The following is a 24,224-nucleotide window of genomic DNA, read 5'->3' as shown; positions in this document are numbered from 1 at the left end:
GATGCCCTGTGGGCGCTGGCTCTGTCTGCGAACGGCGTGAATCGGTGTCGCGGCCATTCGCGGGCAGAGCCCGCTCCCACAAGGGGTACGAACATTCGCGGGCAGAGCCTGTTCCTTCAGGGGCAGGCATCAATTCGTCAGCCTCGGCAAGCCTAGCATTTAGCCACCTAGCGCTTCGAGTGTCAGGTCAAGGCAAAGGCGTGCCTTGCTCACCAGCTCGTCGATCTCGGCATGGCTGATGACCAGCGGCGGTGCAATGATCATGGTGTCACCCACCGCGCGCATGATCAGTCCGTTGTCGAAGCAGAACTGCCGACAGATCATGCCGGCACCCCGGCCCTCGTGACGGCTGCGCGTGGCCTTGTCCTTGACCAGTTCGATCGCCCCGAGCATGCCAAGACCGCGGACCTCGCCCACCAGTGGATGGTCCAGCAGCTCCCGCAGACGCTTTTGCAAATACGGTGCCGCCTCGGTCCTGACGTTGTCGACGATGTGCTCGTCGCGCAGGATGCGCAGGTTTTCCAGCCCCACTGCCGCCGCGACCGGGTGCCCGGAATAGGTGAAGCCATGGTTGAAGTCGCCGCCCTGGTTGATCACCTTGACCACCTCGTCGCGCACGATCACCCCGCCCATGGGGATGTAACCGCTGGTGAGGCCCTTGGCGATGGTCATCAAGTCGGGCGCCAGGTCGTAGTAGTCGCTGCCGAACCAGTGGCCGGTACGGCCAAAGCCACAGATCACTTCATCGGCGACGAACAGGATGTCGTAGCGCGCCAGCACTTCCTTGACCTTCGGCCAGTAGGTGTCGGGCGGAATGATCACCCCACCGGCGCCCTGGATCGGCTCGGCGATGAACGCCGCGACGTTGTCTTCGCCCACTTCCAGAATCTTCTTTTCCAGCTGCTCGGCGGCCCAGACACCGAACTCGTCGGGGGTCATGTCGCCCCCCTCGTCGAACCAGTAGGGTTGGGCGATGTGCACGATACCCGGGATCGGCAGGTCACCTTGCTCGTGCATGCCCGACATACCGCCCAGGCTGGCGCCAGCCACGGTGGAGCCGTGGTAGCCATTGACGCGACTGATGATCACCTTCTTCTCGGGTTTGCCCTTGAGCGCCCAGTAATGGCGCACCAGGCGTAGCACGGTGTCGTTGCCTTCGGAGCCGGAGCCGGTGAAGAACACATGGTTCATGCCCTCGGGCGCCAGGTCGGCGATGGCCTTGGCCAGCTCCAGCGCAGGCGGGTGAGCGGTCTGGAAGAACAGGTTGTAGTACGGCAGTTCACGCATCTGCGCGCTGGCCGCCTGCACCAGTTCTTCGCGACCGTAGCCGATCGCCACGCACCACAGGCCCGCCATGCCGTCGAGAATCTTGTGCCCTTCGCTGTCCCACAGGTACACGCCATCGGCCTTGGTGATGATCCGCGGACCCTTGTTCTTGAGCTGCGTGTAATCGCTGAAAGGCGCCAGGTGATGGGCGCTGCTCAAGTCCTGCCAATGCTGGGTCTGGGGGTTGTTGTTGCTCATCTGTCGCTCCTTTTTCTCACACCGCGAACAGCAGGAACTCACGTTCCCACGAGCTGATCACGCGCTTGAAGTTCTCGTGTTCGGCGCGCTTGACCGCGACATAGCCGACGACGAATTTCTTGCCCAGGTATTTCTCCACCGTCTTGCAGTTTTCCATGCGCTCCAGCGCATCCTCGATGGTCAACGGCAGACGCAGGTTGCGACGTTCATAGCCACGGCCCTGGACCGGGGCGCTCGGGTTCAAGCCCTCGACCATGCCGATGTAGCCGCACAGCAGGCTGGCGGCAATGGCCAGGTACGGGTTGGCATCGGCGCCCGGCAGGCGGTTCTCGACTCGCCGGTTCTGCGGGGTCGCATCGGGCACGCGCAGGCCCACGGTGCGGTTTTCCTCACCCCACTCGACGTTGACCGGCGCCGAGGTGTCGGGCAGGAAGCGGCGGAAGGAATTGACGTTGGGCGCGAACAGCGGCAGCAGTTCGGGAATGAATTTCTGCAGGCCGCCGACGTGGTGCAGGAACAGCTGGCTCATGGAGCCGTCTTCGTTGGCGAAGATGTTCTTGCCGGTGGCCGAATCGACGATGCTCTGGTGCAGGTGCATGGCGCTGCCGGGCTCGCCGGTCATGGGCTTGGCCATGAAGGTCGCGGCCACGTTGTGCTTGAGCGCGGCCTCGCGCATCGTGCGTTTGAACACCAGGATCTGGTCGGCCAGGTGCAGGGCATTGCCGTGTCGGAAATTGATCTCCATCTGCGCCGTGCCGTCTTCGTGGATCAGCGTGTCGAGGTCCAGGTTCTGCGCCTCGCACCAGTCGTAGACGTCTTCGAACAACGGATCGAACTCGTTCGCCGCCTCGATGGAAAACGACTGTCGACCGGTTTCGGGACGCCCGGAGCGGCCGATCGGCGGCTGCAGCGGGAAGTCCGGGTCTTCGCAGCGCTTGGTCAGGTAGAACTCCATCTCCGGCGCCACGATCGGCTGCCAGCCCTTGTCCGCGTACAGCTTCAAGACCTTCTTGAGCACGTTGCGCGGCGACAGCTCGATGGGGTTGCCCTGCTTGTCGTAGGTGTCGTGGATGACCTGCGCGGTGGGCTCGATGGCCCAGGGAACGAGAAACACCGCGTTCTCGTCGGGGCGGCAGATCATGTCGATGTCGGCGGGGTCGAGCAACTCGTAGTAGATGTCGTCTTCTACATAATCGCCGGTCACAGTTTGCAATAAAACACTTTCCGGCAAGCGCATGCCCTTTTCGGCGATGAACTTGTTGGTCGGGGAGATCTTGCCGCGGGTGATCCCGGTGAGGTCGCCGATCAGGCATTCGACTTCGGTGATCTTGTGTTCTTTCAACCAATCGGTGAGCTGGTCGAGGTTGGGACTCATAAATACCTCAGGAGGCCATTAACCCGGCTCGCGGCGAGCCAGGCACTTGTTGACGCATGGGCGTCGTTGGAAAAGCGGTCAAGCGAGGGCACCACGATGCCCGCCCGGCCTTTCGATACCCGGCCGGAACGTGAGGCTCAGGGTAGCGGTTTCGGGGCAAAGGCAGTACATGACGGACAAAAAAACAGAGACGCAACGCCGTGGGCTGTCAATTATTCTGGCCGCTGGCAACCGGCGGCTGCAGCGACTGAAATCAGATAATGGCAGGCGTGCCATGATTCACCCTCGGTCTTATTGAAATGACGGGTTGAAAACGAGCTTAGCCTTGTTCATTTTTTTCCACAACTCTCGACCTGCAAACTTCATCGTGCACTTTTCATGAAGTTGCAAAGCGCCTTAATTGCCTGTCACACGCGCCCTGATATGCAGCAAAAGAGGCTCAACAGCGCCCTTTCAGGGCAAAGCCCGGCTCGCTTGACTTCATGTTGGCTTTCGGATTGACTGAAACCTGCTCAACCCAATGATTGATATTTTTAACAACAAAGGTGTTGCATCATGTCGGTACCCCCGCGTGCCGTTCAGCTCAACGAAGCGAACGCATTCCTTAAGGAACATCCTGAGGTTCTGTACGTCGACCTTCTGATTGCAGATATGAATGGTGTGGTGCGCGGCAAGCGCATCGAACGCACCAGCCTCCACAAGGTTTACGAGAAAGGCATCAACCTGCCCGCCTCGCTGTTTGCTCTGGACATCAACGGCTCCACCGTGGAAAGCACCGGCCTCGGCCTGGACATCGGCGATGCCGATCGGATCTGCTATCCCATCCCCGACACCCTGTGCAACGAGCCTTGGCAGAAGCGCCCTACCGCGCAACTGCTGATGACCATGCACGAACTCGAAGGCGAACCCTTCTTCGCCGATCCGCGTGAAGTGCTGCGCCAGGTCGTCGAGAAATTCGACGCCATGGGCCTGACCATCTGCGCCGCGTTCGAGCTGGAGTTCTACCTGATCGACCAGGAGAACGTGAACGGTCGCCCTCAACCACCGCGCTCACCCATTTCCGGCAAGCGTCCGCATTCGACCCAGGTGTATCTGATCGACGATCTGGACGAGTACGTGGACTGTCTGCAGGACATTCTGGAAGGGGCGAAGGAACAAGGCATTCCGGCCGACGCCATCGTCAAGGAAAGTGCGCCGGCGCAGTTCGAGGTCAATCTGCACCACGTCGCCGACGCCATGAAGGCCTGCGATTACGCAGTGCTACTCAAGCGCCTGATCAAGAACATCGCCTACGACCATGAGATGGACACCACATTCATGGCCAAGCCCTACCCAGGCCAGGCGGGCAACGGTCTGCACGTGCACATCTCGATCCTGGACAAGGACGGCAAGAACATTTTCACCAGTGAGGATCCCGAGCAGAACGCCGCATTGCGTCACGCGATCGGCGGTGTGCTCGAGACCCTGCCCGCGTCGATGGCGTTCCTGTGCCCGAACGTCAATTCGTACCGCCGCTTCGGTGCTCAGTTCTATGTGCCCAACTCCCCGTGCTGGGGCCTGGACAATCGTACCGTGGCGCTGCGCGTGCCCACCGGGACGCCGGATGCCGTGCGCCTGGAACACCGCGTCGCCGGTGCCGATGCCAACCCGTACCTGCTGATGGCTGCGGTTCTGGCCGGCGTGCACCATGGCCTGACCAACCAAGTCGAGCCCAACGAGCCGGTGACAGGCAACTCCTACGAGCAGAACGAGCAGAGCCTGCCGACCAACCTGCGCGATGCCCTGCGCCTGCTGGACGACAGTGAGGTGCTGGCCAAGTACATCGATCCGAAATACATCGATATCTTCGTGGCCTGCAAGGAAAGCGAGCTGGAAGAGTTCGAACACTCCATCTCGGATTTGGAATACAACTGGTACCTGCACACGGTGTAACGGCGGGGTGCCGCGGTATGCCTGCCATACCGCGATGTTCACGAACGCATTTGCTGGGCTGCGGTGCAGCAGGTATACCCCGTCGTCCCCGGACGCGGCTTGCGCCGCTGCTACAGGGGAGCACCGTATCTTCTGGATATGCAGTCCCTGTAGCAGCGGCGCGAGCCGCGTCGGCGGTACGTGCGGACTACCTGACGTACCGCGTCCGGTTCAACGCGCCCAGCGCAACTGGGTCGGCAATGGCGATGGGGGCTCTGGCTCCGGTGGATTGCCGGGCAACGCCAATACCCGATTGAGCACTTCGGTTTCCAACGCCGCCAGGCGATGAGAACCGCGAGCCCGCGGCCGCGGCAGCTCGACGGCCAGATCCAGACCGATACGCCCCTCCTCGATCAGAATCACCCGGTCGGCAATCGCCACCGCCTCGGAAACGTCGTGGGTCACCAGCAACACGGTGAAGCCGTGCTTGCGCCACAGGTTCTCGATCAACTGCTGCATCTCGATCCGCGTCAGGGCATCCAGAGCACCCAAGGGTTCATCCAGCAGCAACAGCCGCGGCTTGTGGATCAGCGCCCGCGCCAAGGCCACACGCTGCTTCTGCCCCCCCGACAGCGCCGCCGGCCATTCATTGGCACGTTCGGCCAGCCCCACCGCTTCGAGCGCCTGCAGGGCCTGCTCGCGCCAGTTGCCGGAAAGCCCCAGGCCAACGTTGTCGATGACCCGTTTCCACGGCAACAAGCGAGCTTCCTGAAACATCAGCCGAGTATCGTTGCGCGCCTCGCTGAGCGGACCCGAGCCGGCCAGCAACTGGCCGCTGGTGGGCTGGTCGAGGGCCGCCAGCAGGCGCAGCAAGGTGCTCTTGCCGCAACCGCTGCGACCGACGATGGCCACGAACTGCCCGGCCGGGATGTTCAGGTCGATGTCGCGCAGCACCTCGCGCTCGCCAAAGGTCTTGCGCAACTGACGAACCGCCAGGGGAATCCCGCGCCGCAGGTTCTGCGGTTGTTCCTTGAACACGGTCATGCCGCACCTCCCTTGGTTTGATAGGCCGGATGCCAGCGCAACCACACCCGTTCCAGCCCACGCGCCGCCAGATCGGCCAGTTTGCCGAGAATCGCATACAACACGATGGCCAGGACCACGACGTCGGTCTGCAGGAATTCACGCGCGTTCATGGCCAGGTAGCCGATGCCCGAGCTGGCGGAAATGGTTTCCGCCACGATCAGCGTCAGCCACATCAGACCCAGGGCGAAACGCACGCCGACCAGAATGGAAGGCAAGGCTCCGGGCAGAATCACCTGCCAGAACAGGCGAAACCCGGACAGGCCATAGCTGCGTGCCATTTCCACCAATGCGGGGTCGGCGTTCTTGATGCCGTGGTAGGTGTTCAGGTAGATCGGGAACAACGTGCCCAAGGCCACCAGAAAGATCTTCGCCGACTCGTCGATACCGAACCACAGGATCACCAGCGGAATGAGCGCCAGGTGCGGCACGTTGCGGATCATCTGCACCGAGGTATCGAGCAGGCGCTCGCCCCAGCGCGACAGGCCGCTGATCAGCCCCAATACCAGGCCGATGCCGCCACCGATGGCAAAGCCGATGCCGGCGCGCCAGCCACTGATGGCCAGATGCGTCCAGATCTCCCCGGACTTGAACAACGCCACACCCGCCTCGAACACCGCGCTGGGCGCCGGCAGGATACGTGTCGACAGCCAGCCGACGCTGACCGCCACCTGCCAGATCAACAGCAGGCCCACTGGCAGCGCCCAGGGCGCCAGCCGGTGGATGATTTTGCTTGATGTACTCATGACAGATTCTCAGCGCTTGGCCGCGGCCTTGGGCAAGATGTCATTGGCCACCATCTCACCGAAGGGGCTGACGTAATTGGCGCCGGTCGGTGTCTCGGGGCGCTGCACGTCCAGGTGCGGGAACAGCAACTCGGCCACGCGATACGACTCTTCCAGATGCGGGTAGCCGGAGAAGATAAAGGTGTCGATGCCCAGCGCGGCGTACTCCTTGACCCGCTCGGCCACGGTCGAACCGTCACCCACCAGCGCGGTGCCGGCGCCGCCACGAACCAGGCCGACGCCGGCCCACAGGTTGGGGCTCACCTCCAGCTTGTCCTTGCTGCCGCCATGCAACGCAGCCATGCGCTGTTGGCCTACCGAGTCGAAGCGCGCCAGCGAGGCCTGGGCACGGGCAATGGTGTCGTCGTCGACATGGGCGATCAGCCGTTCGGCGGCGTGCCAGGCTTCTTCGTTGGTTTCCCGCACGATCACGTGCAGGCGAATCCCGAACCGCACGGTGCGGCCGAGCTTGGCCGCCTTCTCGCGCACCTGGGCGATCTTCTCGGCCACGGCCGCCGGCGGTTCGCCCCAGGTCAGGTACATCTCCACCTGTTCGGCGGCAAGGTCCTGGGCGGCGTCGGAAGAGCCGCCGAAGTACAGCGGCGGACGGGGCTGCTGCACCGGGGGATAAAGCAGCTTGGCGCCTTTGACGGTGAGGTGCTTGCCATCGTAGTCGACGGTTTCGCCTTCCAGCACACGACGCCAGATACGGGTGAATTCCACCGAGGCTTCATAGCGTTCCTCATGGGTGAGGAACAGCCCGTCGCCGGACAGCTCGTCCGGGTCGCCGCCGGTGACCAGGTTGAACAGCGCGCGGCCATTGGACAGCCGGTCCAGGGTCGCGGCCTGACGCGCCGCCACGGTGGGCGAAATGATGCCCGGACGCAGGGCTACCAGAAACTTCAGGCGCTGGGTGACTGGAATCAATGAGGCCGCCACCAGCCAGGAGTCTTCGCACGAACGCCCGGTCGGAATCAGTACGCCACCGTAGCCCAGGCGATCGGCGGCCTGGGCGATCTGTTGCAGATACCCATGGTCGACCGCCCGCGCGCCTTCGGCGGTGCCCAGGTAATGGCCGTCGCCGTGGGTGGGAAGAAACCAGAAAATGTTGAGGCTCATGGAGTTGTCTCCTGACGTGGCTCGAAACCGGTGCCGGGGCATCGGTGGAATTGTGCGGTGGTTGAAACAGGGCGATTTAGGGCGCCTTGGCTACACTGGCCGGCGGTGTCCAGATCACATCGTGAATGCGCAGCGGCTTGGGGATCAGCTTGAGCTGGTGAAAGCTGTCGGCGATCTTCTGCTGCGCGGCAACGGTCTGCGGGTTGAGAAACTGCGCACCGTAACCCTGGCGCTTCACCGAGGTCAGGGTGATGTCGGCCGGCAGGCCCAGCAGCGGCGCGACCTGGGCGGTCACTTCTTCGGGGTGGGCCTTGGACCATTCACCCACCGCGCGGACTTCTTCGACCAGGGCGGTGATCACTTCCGGGTGCTTCTGGGCATAGGGCTTGGTCGCGAGGTAGAACTGCAGGTTGTCGACGATGCCTTGACCGTCACGCAGGGTGCGGGCCTGCAACTGCTGTTCCGCAGCAGCCTGGTAGGGGTCCCAGATGACCCACGCATCGACGCTGCCGCGCTCGAAGGCGGCGCGCGCGTCGGAAGGCGGCAGGTAGACGGTCTGGATGTCGGAATACTTGAGCCCCGCCTCTTCCAGCGCGCGCACCAGCAGGTAATGCACGTTGGAGCCCTTGTTCAGCGCGACTTTCTTGCCTTTGAGCTCACTGACCGAGCGGATGGTCGAATCCTTGGGCACCAGGATCGCTTCGCTGGTCGGGGCTGGCGGCTCGTAGGCCACATACAGCAGATCGGCACCGGCGGCCTGGGCGAACACCGGCGGGGTTTCTCCGGTCACGCCGAAATCGATCGAGCCGACGTTGAGGCCTTCGAGCAATTGCGGCCCGCCGGGAAACTCGGTCCATTTGACGTCCACGCCCTGTGCCGCAAGACGCTTCTCCAGCGTGCCCTTGGCCTTGAGCAGCACCAGCGTGCCGTATTTCTGATAACCGATGCGCAGGGTTTCAGCCTGGGCCTGGGTAATGGCGCCGAACGACACAGCCGCAACAAACAGTGCGACCACACCACGACGCAAGAACAGGGTGCGCATGGCACTCTCCTTTTGCAGAGGGAATTGGGTTGCACCTGCTTGCCCGTTGGCGGGCGAGTAAGGTGGATACGGCAGTTCGGTTCAGATGCTCCAGCGGGCACTGCGCAGGCTTTGCGTGAGCAAGGCCGGGTCATGGGTCTGGGGTCGACGCAGCAGGAAGGCGTGGAATTCCTCCAGGGCGCTTTCCAGCCGCTGCTCGAGGGCCGGTGCCAATTGGGCCGCGACACTGCCTTCGCCGTAGGCGATCTGACTGTCGTCGGCGAAGATGCCCTGAAGCATTTCCTGCGCCTTGAGCGAGGCCAGCACGGGCTTGAGCGCGTAGTCCACCGCCAGCATATGGGCGATGCTGCCGCCGGTGGCGACGGGCAGCACCACCTTGTTGCTCAGGGCGCGCTCGGGGAGCAGGTCCAGCAGCGTCTTCAGCGCACCGGAGAACGAGGCCTTGTACACCGGCGTTGCCACGATGAGGCCGTCGGCCTTGCCGACCAACTCGATGAAATGCAGTACGTGCGGGCTGTCGAAACGGGCGTGCAGCAAGTCTTCGGCCGGGAAGTCCCGTACCTGGAACGTCACCACTTCGACGCCTTTACGCTGCAGCCACTGCTTGCCGCGTTCCAGCAGTACACCGGAGCGCGAGCGCACGCTTGGGCTGCCGCCCAGAGATACGACCAGCATGGGGCAAATCCTTGAATAGCGAAGTCGGAGCGCTTCTGGAGAAGTCGCCGGAATGAAGGGAACAGTAACAGGCAGGATTTATATCTTTAAATCATATTTATTCATTTGGTTATTCTATAAAAACATAACCACGTCACCTCACCCCCTGTAGCAGCGGCGCAAGCCGCGTCGGCTGTAAACGCGGTACATCAGACGCACCGCAAAATGCCGGACGCGGCTTGCACCGCTGCTACAGGGTCAGTACTCAGCGGTTGGGCTGTGGGGTCAAGCGCAGGTATGGCTTCACCGCCTTGTAGCCCTTCGGAAAGCGCTGCTTGATCTCTTCTTCGTCCTTGAGCGAAGGCACGATCACCACATCGTCACCATCCTGCCAGTTGGCCGGAGTCGCCACCTTGTGGTTGTCCGTGAGTTGCAGCGAATCGATCACCCGCAGGATCTCGTGGAAATTGCGCCCGGTACTGGCTGGATAGGTGATGGTCAACCGGACCTTCTTGTTCGGATCGATGACGAACAGCGAGCGCACGGTCAGGGTGTCGTTGGCATTGGGGTGGATGAGGTCGTAAAGCTCGGACACCTTGCGGTCGGCATCGGCCAGGATCGGAAAATTCACCGTAGTACCTTGGGTCTCGTCGATGTCGCCGATCCAGCGCTGGTGGGACTCGACCGGATCCACCGACAAGGCAATGGCTTTGACGTTGCGCTTGGCGAACTCGTCGGCCAACTTGGCGGTAAAGCCCAGTTCGGTGGTGCAGACAGGTGTGAAGTCGGCCGGGTGCGAAAACAGCACGCCCCATTGATCACCCAGCCACTGATGGAAACTGATGCTGCCCTGGCTGGATTCCTGCTGGAAGTCGGGGGCGATGTCGCCGAGTCGAATGGTCATGGTGCTGCTCCTGGACTGTTGTGCGCATGACTGTGCACCGAGCGGCCGCGGAAACAAAAAGAATGGATGGTGCTGGTGCTAGGCGAATCTGGAATAACGCTGCGCCACAAACGAAAAAGCCCGCACGAGGCGGGCTTTTTCCAACGGCACGTATTACTTGAAAGCGTACGTGTAGTTGAAGATCAGACGGGTCTGATCGGTGTTGGTGCCCACGTCGCTGCGGTAGGTACCGTTACGCAGGGTGGCGCCGAAGTTCTTCAGCAGACCGCTCTGGATCACGTAGTCGACGCGCATGTCGCGTTCCCACTCGGAGTTGTCCGAATCACCGGTACCGGCTGCCTTGATGTCATCGGCATGCAGGTAGGCGATCGAAGCCTTCAGGCCAGGTACGCCAACGCGGCTGAAGTCGTAGGAGTACTGGGCGAACGTGGTGTTCTCGCCAGCACGGGTGAACGAGTTGATCATGCTGTCGGTGAACAGGTAGACGCTGGAACCGCCGTTGCCCTCGTTGCGACCGTTGCCATCGACCACGCTGCCGTTGTTGATGAACGGCATGCCGCCGTCATCACCCACTTGCTGGTAACCGGCGAGGAACGCGTGACCAGCGATGCTGTAGGTGAAGATGGCACTCCAGGTCTTGTTGTCGATTTCACCTGGGGTCCTGGCGTAGCCGTTGTTGTTGTTGAAGCGGTAGCCCACGTCACCGTTCTTGCCGTCGGAGCGGCTGTCGAAGTAGCGCAGGTCGGTCTTGAACGACTGGTCTTCACCCAGTGGCAACACGTGCACGGCGCCCAGGAAGGTCTGCTTGTAGAAGTCTTCCAGTTGCGCGTGGTAGACCTGCAGAGTCAGGTCCTTGGTCGCTTTCCAGTCCACACCGGCGAACTGGAAGTTGTTGGTGTCTTGAGTGGCACCGCCGACGCCCAGACCCGAGTAGTTACTGGTAGCACGACCCGCGGACTTGTTCAGTCGACCAACGGTGAAGGTGAAGTTGTCCAGGTCCTTGGAAGTCAGGATACCGCCCTGGTAGGTAGCAGGCAGCAGGCGACCATCGTTGGATACCAGGATCGGCAGGTTGGGCTGCAGTGCGCTACCCACCTTGAGTTCGGACTTGGCGAACTTGACCTTGCCGTTCGCGCCCAGACGCGACCAGGTCTTCTCGGCCGAGCCATCGGTATCGCTCGGGAAGAAGCTGTTGTTGTTCGGGTGGTGACCGCGGCCGCCGTCCAGGTGAATACCGCTCATGGCCTGTACGTCCAGACCGAAGCCGACGGTGCCGGGGGTGTAGCCAGAGATGAAGTTGAAGAGGAAGCCTTGGGCCGATTCTTCCTGGTCGTTCGCTGTGCCTTCACGGGTATCGTTGCGGAAGTACATGGTCCGCGAGCTCAGCGTTGCTTTGCTGGCTTCGAGGAAACCCGAGGGTGCCGGATCGGCGGCGTAAACACTGGTGGAGATGCTGGCGAGCGCGATGGCTACGGCGAGCGACTGCTTGTACATGTGATGCTCCTCTGGTTTCTAATTTTTGTGGTGTCTTTGGTCGGGGTCTGATGCCCCTTGTTCGCCGATGCGCGATTAGCGCTAAAGCGTGACCAGTTAGTCAATGTTTACAAGCCGATTCGAGACCTTGGTCTAAGCCAAACTCTGGGTGCCGAGATTAACGAAATTTTCACAAAACCAAAAAGAATTGTTTCAAGTTTTTTTAGAATTTAATTGCATAACAACTGCAACCTTCCAAACAAAAAAGTTCAATCCGATTGTCAAACATAAGCTAATTCCCAAACGGTATTTCAAAGCCGTTTCTTATATCGTTTAGATTCTTCTCATTCGCCGATCCGGCACCTCACTTCACGCGCCAGAAGCGTGTGCTGGACGCTCACCGCCCCCCTGACTCTTGCAAAGGCAACCACCATGGCCAAGCAGCGCTTCGTACGAAAACTGTTCACCACTCTGGCCCTGACGGGCCTGGCCATGGGCATCCAGGCCGCCCCGTTGACCGTGGGCTACCAGACCGGCATCGACCCCAGCAAGGTGCCCCAGGCCGATGGCGTCTATGAAAAGGCCATCGGCGCGAAGATCGACTGGCGCCGCTTCAACAGCGGTCCGGAAGTGGTCACGGCCATCGCCTCGGGTGATGTGCAGATCGGCAACCTGGGGTCGAGTCCGCTGGCGGCTGCCACTTCACGCAAACTGCCCATCGTCGCCTTCATCGTTTCGGCGCAGATCAATTCCGCTGAAGCCCTGGTGGTGCGCAACGGCAGCGGTATCGACAATCCCCAGCAACTGGTGGGCAAAACCATCGCCACGCCCTTCGTTTCCACGTCTCACTACAGCCTGCTCGGCGCGCTGAAGCACTGGGGCCTGGAAGGCAAGGTCAAGGTGGTCAATCTGCAGCCGGCCGAAATCGCCGCCGCCTGGAAGCGCGGCGACATCGATGGTGCTTTCGTCTGGTCACCGGCATTGGGCGAGATCCGCAAGAGTGGCAAGACCTTGACCGATGCCGCGCAGGTCGGCCAATGGGGCGCACCGACCTTCGAGGTCTGGGTGGCGCGCAAGGATTACGCGGAGAAGCACCCTGAAGTGATCGCCAAATTCGCCAAGGTCACCCTGGAGTCCTTTGCCGACTACGCGAAGAACCAGGCGCAGTGGACCGCCGACTCCGAGCCGGTGCGCAAGATCGCCAAGCTCACGGGCGCCAATGCCGCGGATGTCCCCGACCTGCTCGCCGGCTCCACCTACCCCGACGCCGAGGCCCAGGCTTCGGACGCGCTGCTGAGTGGCGGTACTGCCAAGGCGGTGGCCAAGACGGCCGAGTTCCTCAAGGAACAGGGCAAGCTGGAAGCCGTGCTGCCCGATTACACGCCTTACGTCAGCGCCAAGTTCGTTCAGTGATCCCGCGCACGCCCAACGGAGTACGACCGTGGCCCAATTGATTCTCGACCGTATCGGTGCCCACTACCCGGGCGCTGCGCAGCCGGTGTTGCAGGACATCTCCCTGAGCCTGGGTCCACAGCAACTGTGCGTGGCGCTGGGTCCCTCGGGCAGCGGCAAGACCTCGTTGTTGAACCTGATCGCCGGTTTCGTGCCGCCCAGCAGTGGCCGCATCACCCTGGACGGGGTCGCGGTAAAAGGTCCGGGGGCGGACCGTGGCGTGGTGTTTCAGGATGACGCCCTGCTGCCTTGGCAGGACGTGCTGGCCAACGTCGCCTTCGGTCTGCAACTGGCGGGCATCGCCCGGCCGCAGCGTGAAGCGCGGGCGCGTGAGATGCTCGCGCTGGTCGATCTGGCCGGTTTCGCCGAGCGGCAGGTGTGGCAACTCTCCGGTGGTCAGCGGCAACGCGTGGGCCTGGCCCGAGCGCTGGCGGCCGATCCGCAGGTGCTGTTGATGGACGAACCCTTTGGCGCATTGGATGCGTTCACGCGGGAGCAGATGCAGGAACTGCTGCTGCAGGTCTGGCAACGGACCGCCAAGCCAGTATTTCTGATCACCCATGACATCGAAGAAGCGGTGTTTCTGGCCACCGACCTGATTCTGCTCGCACCCGATCCGGGGCATGTCGAGGAGCGCCTCAGCCTGGACTTCGGCCTGCGCTACGCCGCCGGCGAGAGCGCCCGGGCGATCAAGTCCGACCCCCGATTCATCGAGACCCGCGAGCACGTGCTGGCTCAGGTATTTGCACAACGAGAGTCTGCACAACGAGAGTTCGCCCAGCGTGTTTCTCCACAGGGCGCCACCGCGCGCGAGGCACTGGCATGAGCCACTATCCGACCGAAGCCATCGACCGCACGCGCAAGCCCGCTGCGCGCCGACCCTGGCGTCTGAGTACGCGAGCCATCAGCACACTGACCCTGGCCGGCGTGCTACTGCTCTGGTGGGCGGTCACCGCCACCGAATTGATCGAACCGCTGTTCCTGCCCTCGCCGGGCGCCGTGCTGGACAAAGCCTGGCTGCTGGCAACCCAGGGCTACATGGACGCAACCTTGTGGCAGCACCTGGGTGCCAGCCTGGGGCGCATCGGCCTGGCCCTGGTCTTTGCCGTTTTGTTCGCCATTCCGGTGGGCATCGCCATCGGCCACAACCGCATTGCCCAAGGCATCCTCGATCCGCTGATCGAGTTCTATAGACCCATTCCACCGCTGGCCTACCTGCCGCTCATCGTGATCTGGTGCGGTATCGGCGAGACCTCGAAAGTGCTGCTGATCTACCTGGCGATCTTCGCTCCGATCGCCATTGCCACGGCCACCGGCGTGCGCAATGTCGATCCAGCCCGGCTGCGCGCCGCGCAGTCGCTGGGCGCCACACGCGCGCAGCTGATTCGTCACGTGATCGTGCCCAGCGCCCTGCCGGAGATCCTCACCGGTATCCGCATCGGCCTGGGCGTCGGCTGGTCGACCTTGGTCGCCGCCGAGTTGATTGCCGCCACCAGCGGCCTGGGTTTCATGGTGCAGTCGGCCGCGCAGTTTCTGGTCACCGATGTGGTGGTACTGGCATCCTGGTGATCGCGCTGATCGCCTTTGGCCTGGAAATGGGCTTGCGCGCCCTGCAACGACGGCTGGTGCCCTGGCACGGCCAGAGCCACTGAATCACCGATTTCACCAACAGAGCTGACCAACATGACTCTGCACATCACCCCCTTGAGCCCCACCATCGGCGCGGTCATCGAAGGCGTCGACCTGAGCCGGGAACTGACCCCGGCGCAGCAACGCGAGATCGACGCTGCGCTGCTCGCCCACCAGGTCTTGTTCTGGCGCGACCAGCCACTGACGCCGGCCCAGCAGGCTCGGCTGGCGCACCAGTTCGGTGACCTGCACATCCATCCGATCTACCCCAGCGTGCCGGGGCAACCCGAAGTGCTGGTGCTCGACACCGCCGTGACCGATGTGCGCGACAATGCCATATGGCACACCGATGTCACCTTTCTCGCGGAACCGGCAATGGGCGCGATACTGACGGCCCAACAGGTCCCGCCCTTTGGCGGCGACACCTGCTGGGCCAACGGTATCGCCGCGTTCGAGGTCTTGTCCGCGCCCTTGCAGACCCTGCTCGACGGCCTGACCGCCACCCACGATTTCGCCAAGTCGTTCCCGCTCGAACGCTTCGGCAACGATGCCCAGGCCCTGGCACGCTGGGAGCAGACCCGGCAGCAGCATCCGCCGCTGTCGCACCCGGTGGTGCGGACCCATCCGGTCAGCGGGCGCAAGGCATTGTTCGTCAATGATGGCTTCACCACCCGTATCAACGAGCTGTCGGCGGCGGAAAGTCGGGCGCTGCTCGACTTGCTGTTCGCCCACGCCACGCGACCGGAGTTCTGTGTGCGCTGGCAATGGCGTCAAGGGGATGTGGCATTCTGGGACAACCGCGTGACCCAGCATTACGCGATCGACGACTACCGACCGCAGCGACGCGTGATGCATCGTGCGACGATATTGGGGGATCGACCGTTCTGAACGGGCGGGGGTGGCAATGGCCACCCCCGCTGACCATCATTCGCCGATGGCAGCCTTGTAGCCTGCGGCATCGAGCAGCTTGTCCAGCTCACCGGCAGCGCTGGGCTTGAGCTTGAAGAACCAGGCGCCGTAGGGTTCGCCATTGACGCTCTCGGGAGCGTCGGCGAGTGCCTCGTTGATGGCGATCACTTCACCGCCTACCGGCGAGTAGATATCGGACGCTGCTTTCACCGACTCCACCACACCGGCCTGATCACCAGCGGCGAACACCTTGCCGACTTCCGGCAGCTCGATGAACACCACGTCACCCAAGGCTTCCTGGGCGTGGTCGCTGATGCCTACGGTCACCGTGCCATCAGCTTCCAGGCGCGCCCACTCGTGGCTTTCGGCAAAACGGAGTTCAGCAGGGATATCGCTCATATCATTGTCCTCAACAAGGGTCAGCGGCCAGCCCGCCATACGATTCAGATCAGGGTGCTACCATGCCGGACGAAGGTCGGCTTGACCACCCGTACCGGGTACCATTTGCCGCGTATCTCGACTTCCGCACGGTCAGCGGTCGCCATGGGTACACGCGCCAGCGCAATCGACTTGCTCAGCGTAGGTGAGAAACTACCACTGGTGATCTCCCCTTCGCCAACTCCGGCGATCCGCACCACCTGATGCGCGCGCAGCACGCCGCGCTCCTCGAGCACCAAGCCGACCAGTTTCATCGCCGGCCCGACTGACCGCTCGCGCTCCAGCGCCTCACGCCCGATGAAAGCTCGCGAGATCGGTTGCCACGCCACGCTGCCGGCCATGTTCGACGCCAATGGCGAGTTCGCCTCGTCCATGTCCTGGCCATACAGATTCATGCCTGCTTCCAGACGCAGCGTATCGCGCGCGCCCAGGCCGATGGGCGAAATGCCGGCACCGATCAATTCGTTGAAGAAGTCGGCGGCCTGGGCCGCAGGCAAGACGATTTCGATGCCGTCTTCACCCGTATAGCCGGTGCGAGCAATGAACCAGTCGCCTTGGTGGCGCCCTTCGAAGGGTTCCAATCGCAGCAGCAATTCGCGGCGCTGGCTGCCCAACAGATCGGCGACCTTGCGCCGCGCCTCGGGCCCTTGCACTGCCAGCAGCGCCAACTCGGGACGCTCGCGCCACTGCACATCGAACCCATCGGAGTGAGCGCTCAGCCAGGCCAGGTCCTTGTCGCGGGTGGCGGCATTGACCACCAGGCGATAGCCATCCTCGGTGAGGTAGGCGATCAGATCATCGACCACCCCGCCCTGCTCATTGAGCATGGCGCTGTACAAGGCCTGGCCGGTTGCGGTCAGGTTGCCCACATCGTTGCTCAGCAGGTGTTGCAGGAACGCCCGGGCATCCGGCCCGTGGATATCGATCACGGTCACATGCGACACGTCGAAGACGCCGCAATCGCGACGTACCTGATGATGCTCTTCGACTTGCGAGCCGTAATGCAGGGGCATGTCCCAACCGCCAAAATCGACCAGCTTTGCACCGAGGGCAAGATGCAGGTCATACAGAGGCGTACGCTGTCCCATGGGTTTCTCCTTCCGGGCGTGGCGAAAGCGCAGGCGGATTGTCCTTGGTGCCTGCGCCGGATGCGGCGCATTGTAGCGACAAGGTCGCGTGATGACATCCGACGCGACAAGGTCGCGGTGGTGATATCTGTAGCGACAAGGTCGCGGTGGTGATATCTGAAGCTTGGATCAGTGAGTTCGACCCAGCTGGCGCGCCGAACGTCGAATCAGCCCGATGACCGGCAGCAAGCCGACCAGCACCAGGGTCAGGGCCGGCAGCGAAGCACGAGCCCACTCGCCTTCGCTGGTCATTTCGAAGACGCGCACCGCCAGCGTATCCCAGCCGAATGGACGCATCAGCAAAGTGGCCGGCATCTCCTTCAACGTGTCGACGAACACCAGCAGCGCTGCGCTGAGCGTGCCAGGCAGCAACAGTGGCAGGTAGACCTTGAAGAACAGCCGCGCACCGCCCACACCCAGGCTGCGCGATGCTTCGGGCAAGGACGGGCGAATCCGCGCCAGGCTGCTTTCGAGGGGCCCGTAGGCCACCGCGATGAAGCGGACCAGGTAGGCGACCAGCAGCGCCGCCACACTGCCCAGCAGCAACGGCCGACCGGCGCCGCCCAACCAGCTGGACACTGGCACCACCAGTTCGCGGTCGAGAAAACTGAAAGCCAGCATCAGCGACACCGCCAGCACCGATCCCGGCAGGGCATAGCCAAGGTTCGCGATCGCCACACCGGCGCGAATGCCCGGCGTGGGCGCCTGACGCCGCGCGAACGCCAGCAACAACGCCACCGCGACGGTGATCAGCGCGGCCATGGCGCCCAGGTACAGGGTATGCAGGATCAGCTCACGATAGCGCTCGTCGAGGTCGAAGCGTCCGCGCTGCCAGCACCATGCGACCAACTGCACCATGGGCACGACAAAGGCGCAGGCGAACACCAGCGCGCACCAGCCACTGGCCAGCCATGCCTTGAATCCGCTCAGCCGATACAGCGCCTGCCCGCGCGGGCGCTCACTGGCCGCGTGATCCTGGCCACGGGCGCGACGCTCGCCATAGAGCACCAGCATCACGGCCAGCAACAGCAGGCTGGCCAACTGCGCCGCGCTGGAAAGGCTGAAGAAGCCGTACCAGGTCTTGTAGATGGCGGTGGTGAACGTATCGAAATTGAACACCGCCACGGCGCCGAAATCCGCCAGGGTTTCCATCAATGCCAAGGCCACACCGGCCCCGATGGCGGGCCGGGCCACCGGCAGGGCGACCCGCCAGAAGGCCTGCCAGGGTGATTGGCCAAGCATGCGCGCCGCCTCCATCAAACCCTTGCCCTGGGCCAGGAACGCGGTCCGTGCCAGCAGATAGACGTAGGGGTAGAACACCAGCACCAGCACGATGATGACCCCGCCCGTGGAGCGCACCCGCGGCAGGCGCAGGCCGTTGCCGAACCACTCGCGCAGCAGGCTCTGCACGGGGCCGGCAAAATCCAGCAGCCCTACGAACACGAAGGCAAGCACATAGGCAGGGATGGCAAACGGCAGCATCAGCGCCCAGTCGAGCCAGCGCCGCCCGGGGAATTCACACAGGCTGGTGAGCCACGCCAGGCTGACGCCGATCACCGTCACACCCGTACCTACGCCCACCACAAGAGTCAGTGTGTTGCCCAGCAGCCGCGGCATCTGCGTGTCCCACAAATGGGACCAGATCTGCAGGTCGATGCTTTGCCAGGACAGCGCCAGCACACTCAGCGGCAAGAGCACGAGCCCGACCACGGCCAAGACCAGCGGATACCAACGGCGTTGGACGGAAGAGGACAATGGGCTCACTCGTGGTTTTCAGATTGCGGGCTACTCATGCGCCTTCGCGGGCAGAGACCCGCTCCCACACTGAAAGCACAAAAGCGCCTGTTCTTCTGTGGGAGCGGGTCTCTGCCCGCGAAGGCGGCACCACCGATATCAGCTCAGTTCCATCCGGCACGGTCCATCAACCGGATCGCTTCGGCCTGACGCTTGCCCGCCACTTCCACGGGCAGTGTGTCGGCCTTGAACTTGCCCCAGCTGGCGACTTCCGCAGAGGGAGCGACCGCCGGATTGGCCGGAAACTCCTGGTTCACCCCGGCGAAGATTTCCTGCGCCTGCGGCCCGGTCATCCACTCCACCAGAGCGATGGCCGCCTGAGGGTGCGGCGCATACTTGTTCAGGCCAATGCCCGACAGGTTCACGTGAACACCGCGATCGCCCTGGTTCGGCCAGAACAGCTTCACACCCAGGTCCGGTTGCTGCTTGTGCAGGCGGCCATAGTAGTAGCTGTTGACGATACCCACGTCGCACTGCCCGGCATCGATGGCCTGCAGCACCGCGATGTCATCGGAGAACACGTCGGTGGACAGGTTGTTCACCCAGCCCTTGAGAATCTGCTCGGTCTTCTCCGCGCCATGGGTCTCGATCAAGGTGGCGGTCAGGGACTGGTTGTACACCTTCTTCGCCGTACGCAGGCACAGGCGTCCTTCCCATTGCTTGTCGGCCAGCGCCTCGTAGGTGCTCAGCTCCTGCGGTTTGACGCGCTCGCTGGCGTAGGCGATGGTCCGCGCGCGCAGGCTCAGGCCGGTCCACTGGTGGGACGCGGCACGGTATTGCGGGGGAATGTTGCCGTCGATGACGGTGGAATGGATGGGCTGCAGGATGCCCATCTGCTCGGCTTGCCACAGGTTGCCGGCATCGACGGTGAGCAGCAGGTCGGCCGTGGCGTTCTGCCCTTCGGCCTTGATGCGCTGCATCAACGGCGCTTCCTTGTCGGTGATGAACTTGACCTTGACCCCGGTTTTCGCGGTGTAGGCGTCGAAAACCGGCTTGATCAGCTCGTCGATGCGCGACGAATAGACGACCACTTCATCGGCAGCGTGGGCGTTGCCACCCAGCAGACAGAGCGCCAGTGCAGCGAGAAGACGTTTGCGCACCATCATGAGGGAAACCTTGCCGTTGGAGTGAGGCCGAAATGGTAGTGAATCACATTTACCTTCTCAACCGAACTCGGGGGCCAGCCGTTACCAAATGTTGCAGGCAAGCGCAGGCATATAGCTGTCTCAGAGGCGCGCCAGCTCAGGTAGATCGCCGGTCAGGCCCAGCGCCTGGCGGACGAACAACGCCTTGGCTTCCGGCACTCGCTCCACCCACTTCAAGCCGGTGTTGCGCAACCAGCGCAGCGGCAGCGGATCGGCCTGGAACAAACGCTCGAAGCCTTCCATGGCCGCCATCAGTGCCAGGTTGTGTGGCATGCGTCGGCGCTCGTAGCGCGTCAGCACCGGCATGCCCGCCAACCGCTCGCCGCGCTGCCGGGCATGGATCAGTTCTTCGGCCAGCACCGCCGCGTCGAGCAGGCCCAGGTTGACCCCCTGCCCGGCCAGTGGATGGATGGTGTGCGCGGCATCGCCGATCAGCGCCAGACCGGTTTCCACGTAGCGCTTGGCATGTCGCTGACGCAACGGGACACACAAGCGAGGATCGGCAGCGAGAACCTCGCCCAGACGTCCCTCGAAGGCTTGGCCCAGCGCTCGGCAGAAGGCCGCGTCGTCCAAGGCCATCAGGCGTTCGGACTGCTCCGGCGTGGTCGACCAGACGATCGAGCACCAATGCTTGCCATCACCGCGTTGCAAGGGCAGAAAGGCCAGCGGGCCCTCGTCGGTGAAACGTTGCCAGGCCGTATCGCGATGGCCCTCGCTGCACTGCACGCTGGTGACGATGGCGTGGTGCAGGTAGTCCCATTCGCGTGTCTCGCAGCCAGCCAGTCGACGCACCGCCGAGTGCGCGCCGTCTGCGGCGATCACCAGCGGGGTGCGTACGGTCTGACCGCCGGCGAGGGTCAACAGACGATCGTCACCCGAATGGCGCAGCTGCTCCAGTCGCGCATTGGCCAGCAGCCGGATCCCGCTGTCCTGCAGGCGTTCGAGCAAGGCGTCCTGAACCACGCGGTTCTCGACGATATGCCCCAGGGTGTCGGCATGCACGCTGGCGGCGGAAAAATTGATCTGCCCGGTGCCGCTGCCGTCCCACACGCTCATGTGTCGATAGGGGTTGGCACGCCGCGCCTGGATACCGTCCCAGGCGCCCAGGCGCTGAAGGATGCGCTGGCTGGCCATGGACAGCGCACTGACCCGCGCTTCGAAAGGTGCCAGTGCGTCGAAAGGTTTGCCGGTCAGCGGCCCGCCGTCGATCAGCAGGATGTCCAGGCCGCTGTCGCGCAGGGCGAGCGCCAGGGCGCTGCCGACCATGCCAGCGCCGACGATGACCAGGTCGGCGCGCAATTCGTTGGTATGGGTCACTGTATTCATTGCCCTTTGATGTCCGACCGAGTGCCCAGGCCCATGGCCTGGCGTGCGAACCAGCGCTTGGCCGGCGGCAGCAGATCGAGCCCCAGCAGGCCCAGATTGCGGCCCACCGCGACCCATGGATCGGGTGTCGCGAACAAACGCGTCAGCTGGTCCGAAAAGCCCACGGTCAGGTTCTGATCCAGGCGCTGGCGTTGCTCATAGCCACGCAGCAGCGACAGCTCGCCCACATGGCCGGTGCTGGCGAGCAAGGCATCGGCCAGTGCCTGCACGTCGCGCATCGACAGGTTGAAGCCCTGTCCGGCAATGGGGTGCAACGCATGCGCCGCGTTGCCCAGGACCACCAGATTGGAACGCACCTGCTCCTCGGCCCGTACCAGCGACAACGGATAGACGTGCCGGGCGCCCACGCGTTGCAAGGTGCCCAGGCGGTAGCCGAACACCCCCTGCAACTCCTGCAGAAACGCATCATCGGACAGCCCCTGCAGGCGGCGGATATCGGCGGGCGTACGGGTCCAGATGAGTGCGCAACGGTTGTCGGGCAACGGCAGCAAGGCCATCGGCCCATCATCGGTGAAGCGCTCGAACGCCTGCCCCTGATGCGGATTGCCGGGGGTGATGTTGGCGATCAAGGCGTCTTGATCGTAGCGCGTGTGCTGCACGGCAATGCCCAACTGTTCGCGCAGCTCGGAACGACCACCGTCGGCCAGCACGGCCAGGTCGCACTGCACCTGGGTGCCGTCGTTCAAGGTCAATGCGTAACCGTCGGCCAAGGCCTGGGTGCCGGTGACTTCCGCCGGACAGCGCCAGCTCACCACCTCTCGGTCAAGCGCCTGCCACAGGCACTGGCCGAGCCAGGCGTTCTCCACCACATAGCCCAAGGCCGGTACGCCTTCGTCCTCGGCGCGAAGCCGCGCGGTGCCGAAGCGACCGCGGTCGGACACATGGATCTGACGAATCGCTTCGGCACGCTGGCTGATCGCCGGCCACAAGCCCAGGCGCTCATAGATCTGCCGGGTGCCGTAGGACAACGCCGAGGAGCGCGCATCATAGCTGGGCTGGTAGGCGTCCCCGGGGGCGAAGCGCTCGATCAGGACGATGTTCCAACCGCGAGCCTTGGCACCGGCCTGCAATGCCAGGGCCAGGCTCGCGCCGACCAGTCCGCCACCGATGATGGCCAGATTGAAGCGGCTCATGCCTCAGCCCGCGCGGTCGCCATCAGCGCCTCGATATCGGCGACCGACTTGGGCACCGCCCCGGTAAGAATCTCGCAGCCTTTCTTGGTCACCACTACATCGTCCTCGATTCGTACGCCAATGCCCCGCCACCTCTTCGCAACGCTGAGGTTGTCGGGCGCGATGTAGATGCCGGGCTCGACGGTCAGGGTCATGCCGGGTTCGAGCACCCGCCACTCGCCACCGACCTTGTACTCGCCGACATCATGCACATCCAGGCCCAGCCAATGGCCGGCGCGGTGCATGTAGAACGCGCGATGCGCGTCGCGGGCGATCAGCTCGTCGACCTCGCCCTTGAGCAGACCCAGCCGCACCAGCCCCTGGGTTATGACCTGGACCGTGGCTTCATGGGCCTGGTTCCAGTGCTTGTCGGGACCGATCGCGGCGAAGGCGGCCTGCTGCGCCTCGAGCACCAGCTCGTAGATGGCTTTCTGCTCGGGCGAAAAGCGACCGCTCACCGGGAAGGTACGGGTGATGTCGCTGGCATAGCATTCGATTTCGCAACCGGCGTCGATCAACACCAGATCGCCGTCGCGCAGCACCGCATCGTTCTGCTGGTAATGCAGGATGCAGGCGTTGCGACCCGCAGCCACGATTGAGCCATAGGCCGGCATCTTCGCCCCGCCCTTGCGAAACTCGTAGTCCAGCTCGGCTTCCAGGCTGTACTCGTGCAGCCCGGCGCGGCAGGCCTGCATGGCACGGACATGGGCGCGCGCAGAAATATCGGCGGCCCGGCGCATGACCTTGATCTCGGCCGCCGACTTGTACAGACGCATGTCGTGCAGCAGGTGGTCCAGCGCTTCGAATTCATTGGGCGGCTGGGCGCCCAGGCGCGCCTTGGAGCGGATGCTGTTGATCCAGTCCATCAGGTGCCGATCGAACTCCGGGTGGCTGCCGATCGAGGAGTAGACGCGGTCGCGTCCCTCGATCAGGCCGGGCAGGATGTCGTCGATATCGCTGATGGGAAAGGCGTCATCGGCACCGAAATCGCGCACTGCCCCTTCCTGACCGGCCCGCAACCCGTCCCACAGCTCGCGCTCCGGATTGCGCTCGCGGCAGAACAGCACGTACTCGCCATGCTCGCGCCCCGGAATCAAGGCGATCACCGCTTCGGGCTCGGGAAAGCCGCTCAGGTACTGGAAATCGCTGTCCTGGCGGTAGACGTGCTCCACGTCGCGATTGCGGACGGCCACCGCGGCCGCGGGCAGAATGGCGATGCTGTTGGGCACCATCTGCGCCATCAGTGCCTTGCGGCGGCGGGCATATTCCGATTTCGGGATGTGGCTCATGGGCAGGCGCAGG

General features: G+C 63.3%; 20 protein-coding genes and 1 pseudogene. 5 read left to right on the top strand and 16 right to left on the bottom strand.

What is annotated here, in order from left to right; all coding sequences use genetic code 11:
- Positions 1 to 159: 159 nt before the first annotated feature.
- Both ABMD26_RS12595 and ABMD26_RS12590 read right to left on the bottom strand, forming a co-directional pair.
- Positions 160 to 1,524: an aspartate aminotransferase family protein gene (locus ABMD26_RS12595; protein ID WP_122742946.1), complete on the bottom strand. Its 1,365-nt coding sequence runs from the start codon at positions 1,522 to 1,524 to the stop codon at positions 160 to 162.
- A gap of 16 nt (positions 1,525 to 1,540) precedes the next feature.
- The gene (locus ABMD26_RS12590; RefSeq protein ID WP_049860269.1) at positions 1,541 to 2,899 is read right to left on the bottom strand and encodes a glutamine synthetase family protein; all 1,359 of its coding nucleotides are present in this window, start codon (positions 2,897 to 2,899) and stop codon (positions 1,541 to 1,543) included.
- Positions 2,900 to 3,454: 555 nt separating this feature from the next.
- On the opposite strand from ABMD26_RS12590, the gene ABMD26_RS12585 reads away from it, so the two are divergent.
- Complete coding sequence (locus ABMD26_RS12585) at positions 3,455 to 4,831, top strand: glutamine synthetase family protein (protein ID WP_043192283.1); 1,377 nt, start codon at positions 3,455 to 3,457, stop codon at positions 4,829 to 4,831.
- Positions 4,832 to 5,041: 210 nt separating this feature from the next.
- Here ABMD26_RS12585 and ssuB read toward each other — a convergent pair whose 3' ends face one another.
- The 7 genes from ssuB to ABMD26_RS12550 form a co-directional block, all read right to left on the bottom strand.
- A complete protein-coding gene (ssuB, locus tag ABMD26_RS12580) occupies positions 5,042 to 5,854 on the bottom strand; it encodes an aliphatic sulfonates ABC transporter ATP-binding protein (protein ID WP_192066556.1) in 813 nt (270 codons plus the stop codon).
- Positions 5,851 to 6,639, bottom strand: coding sequence for an aliphatic sulfonate ABC transporter permease SsuC (gene ssuC, locus ABMD26_RS12575; RefSeq protein ID WP_049860271.1), 789 nt, complete (start codon positions 6,637 to 6,639; stop codon positions 5,851 to 5,853). The genes ssuB and ssuC overlap by 4 nt, the downstream gene beginning before the upstream one ends.
- 9 nt (positions 6,640 to 6,648) lie before the next feature.
- A complete protein-coding gene (gene ssuD, locus ABMD26_RS12570) occupies positions 6,649 to 7,797 on the bottom strand; it encodes an FMNH2-dependent alkanesulfonate monooxygenase (RefSeq protein WP_134722013.1) in 1,149 nt (382 codons plus the stop codon).
- 76 nt (positions 7,798 to 7,873) lie between these two features.
- On the bottom strand, positions 7,874 to 8,839 hold the full coding sequence (locus ABMD26_RS12565) for a sulfonate ABC transporter substrate-binding protein (protein WP_354309857.1): 966 nt from the start codon (positions 8,837 to 8,839) through the stop codon (positions 7,874 to 7,876).
- Between the two features lie 81 nt (positions 8,840 to 8,920).
- The gene (gene ssuE / locus ABMD26_RS12560) at positions 8,921 to 9,514 is read right to left on the bottom strand and encodes an NADPH-dependent FMN reductase (protein WP_049860274.1); all 594 of its coding nucleotides are present in this window, start codon (positions 9,512 to 9,514) and stop codon (positions 8,921 to 8,923) included.
- Between the two features lie 244 nt (positions 9,515 to 9,758).
- Positions 9,759 to 10,397 (bottom strand): peroxiredoxin, encoded by a 639-nt coding sequence (locus ABMD26_RS12555; RefSeq protein ID WP_049860275.1) that lies wholly within the window; start codon positions 10,395 to 10,397, stop codon positions 9,759 to 9,761.
- Between the two features lie 153 nt (positions 10,398 to 10,550).
- Positions 10,551 to 11,891 carry an OprD family porin gene (locus ABMD26_RS12550; protein ID WP_134722015.1) on the bottom strand — a complete coding sequence of 447 codons (1,341 nt, stop codon included), beginning with the start codon at positions 11,889 to 11,891 and terminating at the stop codon, positions 10,551 to 10,553.
- Positions 11,892 to 12,362: 471 nt separating this feature from the next.
- On the opposite strand from ABMD26_RS12550, the gene tauA reads away from it, so the two are divergent.
- From tauA to tauD, 4 genes and pseudogenes are all read left to right on the top strand, one after another.
- Positions 12,363 to 13,283, top strand: a complete 921-nt coding sequence (gene tauA, locus ABMD26_RS12545; RefSeq protein ID WP_502948345.1) for a taurine ABC transporter substrate-binding protein — start codon at positions 12,363 to 12,365, stop codon at positions 13,281 to 13,283.
- 28 nt (positions 13,284 to 13,311) lie between these two features.
- Positions 13,312 to 14,148, top strand: coding sequence for a taurine ABC transporter ATP-binding subunit (tauB, locus tag ABMD26_RS12540; RefSeq protein WP_354309852.1), 837 nt, complete (start codon positions 13,312 to 13,314; stop codon positions 14,146 to 14,148).
- A pseudogene (tauC, locus tag ABMD26_RS12535) lies at positions 14,145 to 14,974 on the top strand (taurine ABC transporter permease TauC). Before tauB ends, tauC begins: the two are co-directional and overlap by 4 nt.
- A 31-nt stretch (positions 14,975 to 15,005) precedes the next feature.
- Complete coding sequence (gene tauD, locus ABMD26_RS12530; protein ID WP_354309850.1) at positions 15,006 to 15,839, top strand: taurine dioxygenase; 834 nt, start codon at positions 15,006 to 15,008, stop codon at positions 15,837 to 15,839.
- Positions 15,840 to 15,875: 36 nt separating this feature from the next.
- Here the strand turns inward: tauD and gcvH are convergent, their stop codons facing one another.
- The 7 genes from gcvH to pepP all read right to left on the bottom strand — a co-directional run bounded on the left by gcvH (position 15,876) and on the right by pepP (position 24,211).
- Complete coding sequence (gene gcvH / locus ABMD26_RS12525) at positions 15,876 to 16,259, bottom strand: glycine cleavage system protein GcvH (RefSeq protein WP_090361205.1); 384 nt, start codon at positions 16,257 to 16,259, stop codon at positions 15,876 to 15,878.
- Between the two features lie 44 nt (positions 16,260 to 16,303).
- Entirely contained in the window at positions 16,304 to 17,386 is a 1,083-nt protein-coding gene (gcvT, locus tag ABMD26_RS12520; RefSeq protein ID WP_354309847.1) for a glycine cleavage system aminomethyltransferase GcvT, read from the bottom strand.
- Between the two features lie 168 nt (positions 17,387 to 17,554).
- Positions 17,555 to 19,180, bottom strand: a complete 1,626-nt coding sequence (locus ABMD26_RS12515) for an ABC transporter permease (RefSeq protein ID WP_134722021.1) — start codon at positions 19,178 to 19,180, stop codon at positions 17,555 to 17,557.
- 143 nt (positions 19,181 to 19,323) lie between these two features.
- On the bottom strand, positions 19,324 to 20,325 hold the full coding sequence (locus ABMD26_RS12510; RefSeq protein WP_320523243.1) for an extracellular solute-binding protein: 1,002 nt from the start codon (positions 20,323 to 20,325) through the stop codon (positions 19,324 to 19,326).
- A gap of 120 nt (positions 20,326 to 20,445) precedes the next feature.
- Complete coding sequence (locus tag ABMD26_RS12505) at positions 20,446 to 21,663, bottom strand: 2-octaprenyl-3-methyl-6-methoxy-1,4-benzoquinol hydroxylase (protein WP_354311828.1); 1,218 nt, start codon at positions 21,661 to 21,663, stop codon at positions 20,446 to 20,448.
- 23 nt (positions 21,664 to 21,686) lie between these two features.
- Positions 21,687 to 22,883, bottom strand: coding sequence for a 2-octaprenyl-6-methoxyphenyl hydroxylase (gene ubiH / locus ABMD26_RS12500; protein WP_310792163.1), 1,197 nt, complete (start codon positions 22,881 to 22,883; stop codon positions 21,687 to 21,689).
- Positions 22,880 to 24,211 carry a Xaa-Pro aminopeptidase gene (gene pepP / locus ABMD26_RS12495; protein ID WP_354309844.1) on the bottom strand — a complete coding sequence of 444 codons (1,332 nt, stop codon included), beginning with the start codon at positions 24,209 to 24,211 and terminating at the stop codon, positions 22,880 to 22,882. The genes ubiH and pepP overlap by 4 nt, the downstream gene beginning before the upstream one ends.
- Positions 24,212 to 24,224 lie beyond the last annotated feature (13 nt).

This window comes from Pseudomonas sp. PvP001 (assembly GCF_040546375.1).
Lineage (GTDB): Bacteria > Pseudomonadota > Gammaproteobacteria > Pseudomonadales > Pseudomonadaceae > Aquipseudomonas > Aquipseudomonas coleopterorum.
The sequence above is the reverse complement of the archived record's forward strand: the minus strand, read 5'-3'. Positions and strand labels throughout refer to the sequence as shown.